We start from the raw sequence: 12,254 nt of genomic DNA, 5'->3' as shown, positions 1-12,254 counted from the left end.
TAAATATAGTAAAACCCGCAAGGAAAAGCAATCTTGCGGGTTAAAACTTTGATAATAAGCCTTAAAGCTAATTAACTTAAACGGTCAAGTACAGTCTGAATTAATCTTCTTATGGTAGGTTTATAATCTTTACTTGCATCTTTTGTAATTCTATTGGCAATAATTGCGCATACGGCAGCTGCATCATGACCTAACATGGCAGAAAGACCAAAGATTGCAGAACTTTCCATCTCATAATTGGTGATCTTTTCGCCCTGATAATCAAATGCTTCTATCTTGTCGTTGAGTTTTGGATCCAGAGTCTGTAAGCGCAATACTCTTCCTTGTGGACCGTAAAATCCATTTGCGGAAATAGTTACTCCCTGAATCATATCAGGTCCATCTAATTTTTCGATTAACATGGAAGATGCAGGTACAACATATGGTGATGCCAGCTTTTCATTCCATTGAACAGATTTTTTAAAAGCTGCTTCGAAATCCAAATCGGAAACTTGATCTCTATTTGCATAAAAGTTCAGCATTCCATCAAATCCAATCGAACGACGGGATAATAAGAAGGAATCTACAGGAATATTTCCTTGTAAGGCTCCGGAAGTTCCAATTCGAACCAAATTCAAACTAGTATGCTCTTTTTTAGGAGTACGATTTTCCAGATCGATATTCACTAAAGCATCTAATTCATTTACAACAATGTCAATATTGTCGGTACCAATTCCAGTAGAAAGAACAGAAATACGCTTTCCATTATAAACACCTGTTGTAGTTACAAACTCTCTATTGGAAATAGTACATTCAATCTCGTCGAAATAGCTAGCTACTAATTCAACTCTTCCCGGATCACCAACTAATATTACTGTATCAGCGAGATGTTCTGGTTTCAGATGTAAGTGAAAAACACTGCCGTCTGGATTAATAATTAATTCTGATGATTTTATTTTTTCCATATTCAAAAAATTTTGAAAAACAAGGAGTCGAAGCTATTTAAAATTTTTGAATCTTCAAACCAAGCCTTTGTTTTCTTTTTCAATATTCACATTTTTTAGCAAAATAGGTGTAAAATGATGTATTTTTTAAAATCTTATCAATACAAGAACATTTGAAAATACGATTCTAATAATAATGTACTATATTTAACTAAATTTTATTTCGAATCGTAAAAAAACAATATTATGAAACAGAAACCATATTTTTTAATTGTATTAGGTGTATTTGCCTTTATTCTAATACTATCAGGGTCAAGTATGTTTGTAACACTTGAACCAGGAGAACGAGGAGTTGTTTTCAACAGATTTGCCGGTTTGGATAAGGATCATGTTTATACCGCAGGTCTTCAGGTAATTGCACCATGGAATATAATGAATGTATATGATGTGAGACGTCAAACTCGGGAAGAAACTATGAATGTACTTGATAAAAGCGGACTTTCGGTGAATATGGATGTAACTCTATTGTTTTATCCTACTCCTGATCGCATTGGATATTTACATGAATCAGTGGGAAAGGACTATGTATCCAGAGTTGTTGTTCCTCCTTTGCGATCAGTTGTTCGCCAGGTAGCAGGACGTTATACCGCCGAAGAGATTTATTCTACAAAACGTAGTGAAGTTGAAGAAGCTATTAAGCAGGAGACTAAAGAGGCCTTAAAAAAGAATAATATTGAGATGTCTCAACTATTAATACGGGCCATCAACCTTCCTGATCAGATTAAACAAGCTATTGAAAACAAATTGACTCAGGAACAGGAAGCTTTGGCTTATCGATTTAAGTTGGAAAAGGAGAGAAGTGAGGCAGAGAGAAAAAGAATTGCAGCTGAAGGAGAGGCAAAAGCAAATAAAATTATCAATAGTAGTTTAACCAATGAATTGCTGAAAATGCGTGGTATTGAGGCAACAATAGAGCTTTCAAAATCGCCTAATTCCAAAGTCATAGTAATTGGAAGTGGTAAGTCGGGAATGCCTCTTATTTTAGGGAATAATTAAAAATTGCATTAATATATTAATTTCAGAGCCGTTTGATTGATTCAAACGGCTCTTTTTTATTGTGTTCGTTTACGGACACGACCGTTCCGTATGCGTTCAGTTTTTATTTTGTGAAATTTTAATAAGAGTCTGTTTGATAGATGGAAAGAAGAAGTGGCATGAAAAGTGCTTTTTGTCCGGAGTCAACCAATTTAACACTGTTATAATACCACTAAATTAATCATGAGTAGAGTTATTATTTTAATCTTATTTCTTGTCTTAATTTGCAAATTACCTGCGTCGGCAACTGCTATCAAGAAAGAAGTTGTTGCCGTACGAGTAAGTGAAAAGCCAATAATTGATGGGAAACTGAATGATGTAGTTTGGAATAATGTTCCTGTTGCAACCGATTTTATTCAATTTGAGCCAGAAAATGGATCATCTTCTAAGTACAAAACAGAAGCGAAGTTTATATATACCGATCGTGCGGTAATAATAGGAGTGATGATGTTTGATCCTAAGCCAGATCAAATTCTTAAAGAGCTTAGCAGACGTGATGAAATTAACAACTCCGATTTTTTATCAATTATTATTGATCCTTTTAATAATGGTTTGGATGCTTTCGAGTTTATTCTCACACCTGCAGGAGTCCAATGGGATGCTAAAGTAGGAAATAATGGAGAAGATTCGAGTTGGGATGGAGTTTGGAATAGTGCTGCTAATATAAATGAAAATGGTTGGAGTGCCGAAATAGAAATTCCTTATTCAGCCTTACGATTTCCTTCTAAAGATATTCAGGAATGGGGCGTTAATATTATGCGAAACATTCAGCGGGACAGAGAAAAATGCTCTTGGAACTTTATCGATAAAGGGGAAGATGGCTTTATTAATCAGGGTGGCGTATTGAAAGGCATAGAAAATGTTAAGCCACCGGTTCGTCTATCCTTTTCACCTTATTTTTCGACTTATTTTGATAATGCCTCGGATAATTCTTCGTGGGATATTAATTATAGGGGAGGAATGGATCTCAAATATGGGATCAATGAAAGCTATACACTGGATATGATGTTGATTCCCGATTTTGGACAAATTCAATCGGATGATGAGGTGTTGAACCTATCTCCATTTGAGGTAAAGTTTGATGAAAAAAGACAGTTTTTCACAGAAGCAACAGAATTATTTGATAGAGGAGGAGTGTTTTATTCCCGAAGAATAGGAGGACGACCTGCAAATATGTATGATGTGGAGGATAATTTAAAGGAGAACGAAAGCATCACAGAAAATCCCATTGAATCGAAAATAATAAATGCTACTAAAATTTCCGGACGTAACACCAAAGGTCTTGGTATTGGAGTTTTAAATGCGATGACAAAGAAAACTTTTGCTACCATACAGGATACTATTACTGGACAAACCAGGAAATATAAAACGCAGCCATTCACAAATTACAATATGTTTGTGTTCGATCAGAGTTTGAAAAACGAATCGTATGTGAGTCTTTTTAATACAAATTTGTATACTCCGCAAACCCATTATATTGCGAATGTCAGCGGTACTGAATTTGCATTTAAGAATGCAGCTCGAAGTTATAAAATAGAAGGAAAAGGTATTGTTTCGCAACGTTACCAGCAAGCTGAAAATGATGAATTTGGACATTATCATGAATTAATCTTTGAGAAAATAAAAGGTCAATTCACATGGAGTTTTTATCACCGAATGATATCCGATCAATACAACCCAAATGATATGGGATTTTTGCATCGCAATAATCAGATTAATAATAATCTCAACTTTTTTTATAATGTATATCAACCCAAAGGAATAATATTACAACGGCGCAACTGGATTGGCATTCAGCATGAGGCCAGATATCAGCCAAGAAGATTTTCCAGTTTCACGATAAGGTATAATTCCAGAGTTGTTTTTAAAGACCATACCGCAGTTGGAATATATGGTAATATCAAACCAATTGCTCATTATGATTTCAATGAACCTCGCGTGGATGGAATGAAATTGAAGAAAGGAGCTTCTGTATTTTCAGGGCTTTGGCTTTCTTCAGATTATAGAAAAGCTTTTGCCATCGATTTGAAAGGAGATTATGGCAAGAGTGTGAATCATGATCATCTAAAAGTTTTTTCTATGAAGATACAACCTCGTTACCGCTTCAACGATAAATTTGGAATGGATTATAAGATAGAATGGGAAAGACAATTAGGTGAATTGGGGCATGCAGATGATATAGAAGAGAATGGATTAACAACGGTGTATATTGGTGAACGAAATACTTCCTATCTAGAGAATCGCATCAGTGCAAATTATATTTTCAATAATAAAAGTTCACTAAGTTTTAGGGCGCGACACTATTGGGCTAAGGCAGAATATAAACACTTTTTCACCTTGAAGGATAATGGAGATGTAAAACCATCGGACTATAACGAAAATAAGGATATTAATTTTAACAGTTTCAATATCGATATGGTGTATTCGTGGCGATTTGCACCCGGAAGTGAATTGGCGGTAGTTTGGAAGAATTCCATTTTTACCGATGATGATAAGGTGGCACATCGGTTTATAAATAATCTGAAAAATACTTTTGATGCCACTCAATTTAATAGTTTTTCGATTAAAATACTTTATTATATCGACTATATGTCGTTAAAACGCAAAGGTTAATTAGCCTGCTTAAATTTTGCAGCTTTACTTACTGCAAAAGCTTTCAGAACTAGCTTAGAGTAAATTAGGGGTTCACCCGAGCAATATTTTGAAGAGTGTGATTAGTTAGAGTTAAGTAATGATGGTAAAAAGCAGCAGATGAAAATTTGCTGCTTTTGTATTTAAATTTAAATTTGTATCAAAATAAAAATAAAATGATACAAAGAATTCAGAGTTTATATTTGTTAGGAAGTTTCGTGCTAATAGTAGTAATGTTTTTTTTGCCACTGGCAGAACTGATAGATGCTGCGGGTAATACATTTACCTTTCTTTATAGGGGGATACCAGCGGTAAAAGAAGGCGATCCGGCAATTTTCAATGCTTATCCGGTTGCAATATTATTGAGTATTATTGCTTTAATCACGCTCATTACCATCTTCTTATTCAAGAAAAGAATGCTTCAAATTCGTTTGAGTATTTTCAATTTGATTTGTATGTTGGGAGCAATGGGTTTGATATATTATAGCATTAATAGTCAAGTGAACGATTTAAATGCTATCGTTGATTACAGCTTGATAAATGCATTTCCTTTGGTTGCTATGGTGTTAACTTTTCTGGCTATTCGAAGCATTGGAAAAGATGAAACTTTAATCCGCTCGATGGATAGAATTAGATAAAAAAGTAGAACTTATAAAAAAAACCGACGATCATCGTCGGTTTTTTTTATCCTTTTCTCAGAATATTGCTTCTGACAAAATTTTATTTAGATCGTTTCTCTTTGGTTTTCTTTTTCATTACTGAATAACCGAAGCTACCAACCATCTTACCTAATTCGTAGTAAAATCCATGCGAGTAGGCCAATGGACGGGCTTTGCTAAGCAAAAATTTCCCTGTCTTAAAATCAATGAATCTTTCATCGGCTTGCACGTTTACCACTTCAGCAATAAACATATCATGGCTACCTAGTTCCACAATATTTTTCACTTTGCATTCTATGCTTAAAGGAGATTCCATGATAATGGGAGCTGAAATTTCTTTCGACTCTCCGGGAGTAAGATGCATTTCTTCGAATTTGTTCACATCCTTACCGGATTTTACGCCACACCAATCCGTTGCAAACGCAAGATCTTTGGTAGTGATGTTAATAACAAATTCGCCGGTTTTTTTAATGATATCGTGTGAGTGTCGGTTCGGGCGAACAGAGATATAGCACATAGCTGGATCGGAACAAATGGTGCCTGTCCAGGCAACTGTGATGATATTATATTCTTCGGGATTTGCACCACAGCTCACCATTACTGCAGGCAATGGATAAAGCATGGTTCCCGGTTTCCAATGTTGTTTTGCCATAATATTTTCAATTTAGAACATCAAAATTACAAATATCGATTTTGTTTTACGTATCCCATGAAGGAAAATTAATTTTGAGCAGCAATTTTATTTACATTTGCACAACACTAACGAGAAGGGTATAATTCCTTCGTGAATACTTAAATGCAATGAATAAGGACATAGAACAATTAAGAAAGGAAGCTGAGCAGCTTAAAAAAGCTGAAGATTTTGCTGCTTCCCTTAAAAAATATCAGGAAATAGTGGAAATTGATGCTAAGGATTTAGATGCTCAATTTCAGCTGGGGGAGATGCAACATCAGTTGGGCGAACTAACAAATGCCTTAAGTACTTATTTACGTGTTGTTGATTTAGATCCGGAGAATAAAAAGGCTCAGGTAAAAATTGAAATGATACGCTCTATTATGAGTTATTATAATAAGGATTTGATTAATCCCTGATAGCTATAGAATACTTGTGAAATAATTGAAAGCCCGACTCTAAAAGTTGGGTTTCTGTTTTTACTTTATCCTATTAGTTTGGATTCTCTTAAATTGTAATAACTCTTTTACCAGAAGTAATCAATTGGGTAAATCACCCTTTCTATCGGCTTCCGGAGTCTATTATCGGATAAATTACCCTTTCTATCGGCTTCTGGAGTCGACTATCGGATAAATCACCCCTTCTATCGGCTTCTGGGGTCGACTATCGGGCAAATCACCCCTCCTGTCGGCTTAAGAATCCGATCATCGCGGGACTTACAGAGGATTTTTAAAAAAAGGAAATTATTGGTGAAAGGAAATAAAATGTAGATTCATTTATTGATTTTCTACGAGGAAAGAAATTCACAGGTTCACAGGGAAAATATAGGCGTGAGTCTTTTTGGCATGGAAAAGAGCCGGAAATAAAGGGGAGTAGGATAGCGTTTTCATCTTCTTATCAATTCCATTTTTCCAAATACATTGGAGACGACAGACAATGGTCCTTCTTCTGAGCAAAGTTTAAATTCTGTTGTAAATAAATTGCTTTGATATCTTAAAACGGTGCAGTTTTGTAATGCCTCTTGGGATTGGTATATTTTAACGAGCTGGTGAGATTTCTTTCGTCCCGCTTTATCCCCGGAAAGGTATTCTATGTTTATGGACTGATCGGAATCTGACCAGCTAAAGGTACAGACATTATTGGTTTCGGGATTAAACCATTCGCCATGCGTGATAATAAGCATCATTTCATCGGAATTCATAAGACTTGAGTTTAGAGGGGTGTTAGTAAAAGTTACAAAACTTAAGTCAGAACAACATATGATTCTTGCAGATTTGGCGATGCTTCTCTTGCTGATTATGGTATTTGTTGAAAGGAACGTGAAGGATGCGAAAATCCATAAACAAAAAAGACGTGAATTATATCACGCCTTTTTTGTTTTTATACCTCAGGTTTCCAACTCTTCAGTTTAATTAAATCGGGAAAAGCCTTTGGTTTGTATATCGATTTCTCTTCAAAAACCCTCAAACATTCCTGTACTCCTTCACTAATACTAGGGTGAGGATGCACATTTTGCCGAATATCTTTCAAAGTTCCTTTTTGGGTGATTTGATAGGCAATAGAGGTGATTAGAGTAGATGCCTGTGGACCTGCGGCACGCATCCCCAGAATCCTATCTTCACCATCGTCACTCACAATAATTTTAATAAATCCGTCAACAGCACGCATAGCAACAGCACGATTTACCAGGGAATTAGAATAGGTAGCAACTCTGTAGGGAATTTTATTTTTACGACAAGCTTTTTCGTTCAATCCAACCGCAGCTACTTCGGGCTTAAAGAACATTAATGTCGACATATTGGAGTAGTCGAGAGGATATTCTAAATTGCCATACAGTGTTTCAACAATATATCTGCCTTGTAATTCTCCAACCGAGTACAATTGAGCATGCCCCGAAATATCGCCGGCAGCGAAAATATTACAGGATTTAAAATTATCGGTGGCACATACCTCATTAATATCTAAATATCCACGATCGGTTGTTTTGATTCCTACATTTTCAAGTCCAATATTATCTAAATTCGGAATTCTACCGATGGCTACCAAGGCCACATCTACTTCTAAGACTTTTGAATGTCCATCCTGATAATCCAGAACAACTTCCAGACAATCGGGACGTTTTCGTATGGTTCTAAGATTGGCTGTATGGTGAATGTTTACACCATTATTTTCCAGGTTTTTGGAAACAAAGCTACTTAAATCATCATCTTCATAAGGAATCACTTTGTGCTGCCGATCGAGTAGGTGTACTTCGGTCTGATTGTAATTGGAAAAGATAGTTGCAAATTCACAACCAATAATCCCCGATCCCAAAATAATCATACGCTCCGGAAATTCTTTCAATCCCATGATTCCCTCCGAATCAATGATTCTCTCCTGATCAATAACAACTTCGGGTATTTGTCTGGGGCGAGATCCTGTTGCTATAATAAAATTTTCGCCATGTACTTGCTCTGTTTTTGAACCAGAAGTAATTTCAACGGTATGCGAATCGATGAATTTTCCCCATCCATTCTTGAGGGTAATATTACCAGATTCTTTATTAGGTTGAGAATAGGTTTCTATCTGCGAAAGCATTTGTAGTTGCTTTTGCTTAGCTGCCTGTATAATGGTTTTCTGTACTTGTTTATAATTTACATTTAGCCCTGATGCGCGATACCCACGCTTTACAGAAGAAGCAATAGAAAAATCGCGGGAAAGTTCCCACATAGTTTTGGAGGTAAGTGCACCATTAATAATACCGGTACCGCCTAAATGTTTTGCTTCAATCAGGCAAACAGATTTATTAAAATCTATTGCTCGCATTGCCGCTGAGAATCCTGCCGGACCACTTCCTAAAATAACTAGATCGTATTTTTCTATACTCATAAAAATGTAGTATTTGTTCCTGGATAGTATGTTGAATAGTATTTACTTGGTGTACATTAATTGTTGAGAAATTACGTTTGTAGCATAAAAATAGAAATAATAAGTTGAGTTTGATCTATAATTTCAACCAATTCTGATCTGTGTATCCGTATATCATTCTTTTTTTTAATCATGCTTTTTTAGGAATCCTTACTAATGAAAGTAGATTGCTGATCGTTCTAATAAATTAATTTTCCATCTTTTAGATTTGCATAAATTTGTTGATACAAAACTTTATGAAGCAGGAATGCTTCCTTTAAATTTTCGTTGGAAAAATCCTGATGATCGCTCTCAATATAATTCGCTAATTCTAATAGGAATTCATCATTTCTTAGATTGGGATAATCCTGTTCAATCAAATAAATGTCTGATAATTGCAGATATGGCAGCCTGCTTAAAACTGCTTTTCGTTGTTCATTATAAGTATCCAGATTAGTGGCCTTTTTATCTGCGAAATAAAAGGAGATTAAACTGTCTACAAAAGAATCATCGCAACTTTTTAAAAGGATAATTCTATCTTTTCTCAATCGAAATAATTCACAAAGATCGACTTCGCTATTTAAATTTTCTTCCCGTTTTATTCCCTTCGAGATATAAAGGTAGGATAGAAGCGCCAAACCTATATTTTCCTCTTCCTCCTCTAGCAAATCCCAATGAATCATCATGATGATAGATTTTCCCAGTTGAGAAACCATTATATCTTCCCATAAAATAAAGGGGTCTTTTTTGAGGATTTGATATATTTTTCTTAAGGCAATTTTACTATCGCGAATTTTTCCATTTTGCCCTAAATCAATGGCTTCGGTAACCAATTGTTTCATCTGTTCTACACTTGTAAGCATATAATCTTTGTGTTGAATGTATATTTTTTAATGCACTGCAAAGGTAGTATAAAACAAGGCGATCGGGAAAGTGATGCGATTGATAAAACGGATATAAAAAAAGAAGTCTTTTTGAGACTTCTTTTTTTAATTATTTACTTGTGCTAAATAATTTCGATATGCTTATGGTCGGTTATCTTTTCACAATAATGACATTTCAAGGTAATTGGTGAATCGTTAATCACTTTAAAACGAGTAGTTACAGGCTCTACGTTGGTAATGCATTTTGGATTCATACATTTGGCAATGCCCACAACTTTTTTAGGTGATTCCACAATCTTTTTCTCAACTACTTTATAGTTTTTAATGATATTGAGTTTTGCATGAGGGGCAATCAATGAAATTTTATTAATTTCTTCATCCTCAAAAAACTTTTCTGATATTTTAATAATTGCTTTTTTGCCAAGTTTATCACTTTCCAGATTGTTCCCGAAAGTAACGGAGTTTTTACTTTTATCCAGTCCCAGAATATTAATTACCTGAAATAAATATTCGGCAGGAATATGATCTATTACCGTTCCGTTTTCAATGGCGCTTACTTGTAATTCTTTTTTAATATTCATCTGATGTTGTGCTTTTTGTGAAAGAAAATTAAAGATCTAAAGCTTTGGCAATAATTGCCTGACGTGCATAAACTCCGTTAAGGGCCTGTTCAAAATAATAGGCTTTCGGATTGGTATCTACATCAACAGCAATTTCATTTACCCTTGGCAGCGGATGTAAAATTCTAAGATTATCTTTCGTATTCTTCAGCATATCATTTTTTAGAATATAAACATTTTTCACTTTTTCATATTCTAATGGATCAGCAAATCTTTCTCTTTGTACACGAGTCATGTACAAAATATCTGCCTGATTAATGATATCATCAAAATCGGTGTGCTCATGATAGGAGATTTTATTCTTATCCATTAAAATTTTGTATCCTCGAGGAATTTCCAATTCTGGCGGTGCAATAAAATGGAAAGTGGGATTGAAATGTGACATCGCCATTAACAGCGAGTGAACCGTTCTACCGTATTTGAGATCGCCAACCATGAAGATATTCAAATTCTCGAGCGTGCCTTGCGTTTTGTAAATCGAATACAAATCGAGCATTGTTTGTGTAGGATGTTGGTTGGCTCCATCTCCAGCGTTGATAACTGGTACATCAGATACTTCTGAAGCATAGCGGGCAGATCCTTCGATAGGATGACGCATTACAATTAAATCGCAGTAGTTGCTTACCATTTTAGTGGTATCTTTTAACGTTTCTCCTTTAGTAACACTCGACGAAGAAGAATCGGTAAATCCAACAATTTTGCCTCCCATGCGGCTTATTGCAGTCTCGAAACTTAGACGGGTGCGGGTAGAAGGTTCAAAAAACAGAGAAGCAACTACTTTACCTTCCAGTAGATTGCAGTTGGGGTTTTCTTCGAATTTGGCAGCTCTGTCCAACACTTCCAGGATTTCTTCTTTTGTGTAGTCATCAATTGATACTAAACTTTTGTTATCCATGGTTTAAAAATTAAAAGTGTATATAAAATGATTGTTTATTTTATGCAAAAAAAAACCAACAATTGCCGTTATTAGGAGCAATGTTGGTTTTTTGTAGAAATATTTTTTACGAGGGGAAATATCCAAATCAGAGAAATAGAAATTCCTGCTCATATCATGTTTACAACGAAATAAATATTGGAAAATAGGATAATGAAAGTAAAGATTTTTACTCCATTTAATGATATTTGCGGTTCTAGATTGAATATTTACAGGCTTCATTCTAGATCACAAATATAGAAATAATATTTTCTGGAATTCGGGTTTGATACGATTTAATTATCAACAATTCAAAAAAAAATGTAGGGATTTTGTTTCTACTCAATTAGAAAATTTACTATACAGTTCTAAGGTATTTGGTTTTTATACTATCAATTTTATTGAATTTTGAAATAATTCTTTCCACTTCACTTTGGCGGATGCTTAAGGTAATCGTACAATTTAAGTTGAAATCCTGAGTTAATTGCTCTGGCTGATCTTCTTTAATGATTTTCATGACATCATTCATTACCAGGTAATCGTATTTTATTTCGTAAATATCATTTACCGTTTTATCCAGAATTTCGGCATTGCCAATAGTATCGGCAGCGGCAGTTTTATAGGCATGAATTAGACCACTAACACCTAGCTTTGTTCCTCCGAAATAACGAATAACAACAATCAATAAGTTGGTTAAATTATTTGAAAGTATTTGACCCAAAATAGGTTTGCCAGCAGTGGAGGAAGGCTCGCCATCATCATTTGCCCGGAAATTCTGTTTATCAGCACCAAGCATATAAGCATAGCAATGGTGACGGGCATCGTAGTATTCTTTCTTTAACTTAGTGATAATCTTCTTACACTCCTCTTCAGAATTTACAGGATAGGCATAAGCAATAAATTTACTTCCTTTTTCTTTATAGGCTCCTTCAGATATTTCGGCGATGGTTTTATAGGTATCAGTACTCAT

At 35.0% G+C, this 12,254-nt stretch carries 12 protein-coding genes; 4 read left to right on the top strand and 8 right to left on the bottom strand.

What is annotated here, in order from left to right:
• Positions 1-71: 71 nt before the first annotated feature.
• Entirely contained in the window at positions 72-944 is an 873-nt protein-coding gene (locus tag DLK05_RS01300; RefSeq protein WP_127342164.1) for a nucleoside phosphorylase, read from the bottom strand.
• A gap of 225 nt (positions 945-1,169) precedes the next feature.
• On the opposite strand from DLK05_RS01300, the gene DLK05_RS01295 reads away from it, so the two are divergent.
• From DLK05_RS01295 to DLK05_RS01285, 3 genes are all read left to right on the top strand, one after another.
• The gene (locus tag DLK05_RS01295; protein WP_127342163.1) at positions 1,170-1,979 is read left to right on the top strand and encodes a prohibitin family protein; all 810 of its coding nucleotides are present in this window, start codon (positions 1,170-1,172) and stop codon (positions 1,977-1,979) included.
• A 222-nt stretch (positions 1,980-2,201) separates the two neighbouring features.
• Complete coding sequence (locus tag DLK05_RS01290) at positions 2,202-4,631, top strand: DUF5916 domain-containing protein (protein ID WP_127342162.1); 2,430 nt, start codon at positions 2,202-2,204, stop codon at positions 4,629-4,631.
• A gap of 194 nt (positions 4,632-4,825) precedes the next feature.
• Positions 4,826-5,287, top strand: a complete 462-nt coding sequence (locus DLK05_RS01285; RefSeq protein WP_127342161.1) for a DUF4293 domain-containing protein — start codon at positions 4,826-4,828, stop codon at positions 5,285-5,287.
• An 82-nt stretch (positions 5,288-5,369) separates the two neighbouring features.
• Here DLK05_RS01285 and DLK05_RS01280 read toward each other — a convergent pair whose 3' ends face one another.
• Positions 5,370-5,960 carry a flavin reductase family protein gene (locus tag DLK05_RS01280; protein ID WP_127342160.1) on the bottom strand — a complete coding sequence of 197 codons (591 nt, stop codon included), beginning with the start codon at positions 5,958-5,960 and terminating at the stop codon, positions 5,370-5,372.
• 149 nt (positions 5,961-6,109) lie between these two features.
• On the opposite strand from DLK05_RS01280, the gene DLK05_RS01275 reads away from it, so the two are divergent.
• Positions 6,110-6,400 (top strand): tetratricopeptide repeat protein, encoded by a 291-nt coding sequence (locus tag DLK05_RS01275; protein WP_127342159.1) that lies wholly within the window; start codon positions 6,110-6,112, stop codon positions 6,398-6,400.
• A 467-nt stretch (positions 6,401-6,867) separates the two neighbouring features.
• On the opposite strand, the gene DLK05_RS01270 is transcribed toward DLK05_RS01275, so the two are convergent.
• From DLK05_RS01270 to DLK05_RS01245, 6 genes are all read right to left on the bottom strand, one after another.
• Positions 6,868-7,182: a hypothetical protein gene (locus tag DLK05_RS01270; protein ID WP_127342158.1), complete on the bottom strand. Its 315-nt coding sequence runs from the start codon at positions 7,180-7,182 to the stop codon at positions 6,868-6,870.
• 179 nt (positions 7,183-7,361) lie between these two features.
• Positions 7,362-8,849 carry a dihydrolipoyl dehydrogenase family protein gene (locus DLK05_RS01265; protein ID WP_127342157.1) on the bottom strand — a complete coding sequence of 496 codons (1,488 nt, stop codon included), beginning with the start codon at positions 8,847-8,849 and terminating at the stop codon, positions 7,362-7,364.
• Between the two features lie 218 nt (positions 8,850-9,067).
• Positions 9,068-9,730 carry a hypothetical protein gene (locus DLK05_RS01260; RefSeq protein ID WP_127342156.1) on the bottom strand — a complete coding sequence of 221 codons (663 nt, stop codon included), beginning with the start codon at positions 9,728-9,730 and terminating at the stop codon, positions 9,068-9,070.
• Positions 9,731-9,873: 143 nt separating this feature from the next.
• Positions 9,874-10,332, bottom strand: a complete 459-nt coding sequence (gene pyrI / locus DLK05_RS01255; RefSeq protein WP_127342155.1) for an aspartate carbamoyltransferase regulatory subunit — start codon at positions 10,330-10,332, stop codon at positions 9,874-9,876.
• A gap of 28 nt (positions 10,333-10,360) precedes the next feature.
• Positions 10,361-11,266, bottom strand: coding sequence for an aspartate carbamoyltransferase (gene pyrB / locus DLK05_RS01250; RefSeq protein WP_127342154.1), 906 nt, complete (start codon positions 11,264-11,266; stop codon positions 10,361-10,363).
• 376 nt (positions 11,267-11,642) lie between these two features.
• Positions 11,643-12,254: an IMPACT family protein gene (locus DLK05_RS01245; protein WP_127342153.1), complete on the bottom strand. Its 612-nt coding sequence runs from the start codon at positions 12,252-12,254 to the stop codon at positions 11,643-11,645.

This window comes from Ancylomarina longa (assembly GCF_003996985.1).
Classification (GTDB): Bacteria; Bacteroidota; Bacteroidia; order Bacteroidales; family Marinifilaceae; genus Ancylomarina_A; species Ancylomarina_A longa.
This window is presented reverse-complemented; position numbering and strand designations above follow the sequence as displayed.

Excerpts from the sequence above, each read along its gene's own strand:
- DLK05_RS01290 (WP_127342162.1), top strand. The coding sequence starts at position 2,202 with ATGAGTAGAGTTATTATTTTAATCTTATTTCTTGTCTTAATTTGCAAA.
- DLK05_RS01295 (WP_127342163.1), top strand. The coding sequence starts at position 1,170 with ATGAAACAGAAACCATATTTTTTAATTGTATTAGGTGTATTTGCCTTT.
- DLK05_RS01260 (WP_127342156.1), bottom strand. The coding sequence starts at position 9,730 with ATGCTTACAAGTGTAGAACAGATGAAACAATTGGTTACCGAAGCCATT.
- DLK05_RS01245 (WP_127342153.1), bottom strand. The coding sequence starts at position 12,254 with ATGAGTACTGATACCTATAAAACCATCGCCGAAATATCTGAAGGAGCC.
- DLK05_RS01265 (WP_127342157.1), bottom strand. The coding sequence starts at position 8,849 with ATGAGTATAGAAAAATACGATCTAGTTATTTTAGGAAGTGGTCCGGCA.
- pyrB (WP_127342154.1), bottom strand. The coding sequence starts at position 11,266 with ATGGATAACAAAAGTTTAGTATCAATTGATGACTACACAAAAGAAGAA.
- pyrI (WP_127342155.1), bottom strand. The coding sequence starts at position 10,332 with ATGAATATTAAAAAAGAATTACAAGTAAGCGCCATTGAAAACGGAACG.
- DLK05_RS01285 (WP_127342161.1), top strand. The coding sequence starts at position 4,826 with ATGATACAAAGAATTCAGAGTTTATATTTGTTAGGAAGTTTCGTGCTA.
- DLK05_RS01280 (WP_127342160.1), bottom strand. The coding sequence starts at position 5,960 with ATGGCAAAACAACATTGGAAACCGGGAACCATGCTTTATCCATTGCCT.
- DLK05_RS01300 (WP_127342164.1), bottom strand. The coding sequence starts at position 944 with ATGGAAAAAATAAAATCATCAGAATTAATTATTAATCCAGACGGCAGT.
- DLK05_RS01270 (WP_127342158.1), bottom strand. The coding sequence starts at position 7,182 with ATGAATTCCGATGAAATGATGCTTATTATCACGCATGGCGAATGGTTT.
- DLK05_RS01275 (WP_127342159.1), top strand. The coding sequence starts at position 6,110 with ATGAATAAGGACATAGAACAATTAAGAAAGGAAGCTGAGCAGCTTAAA.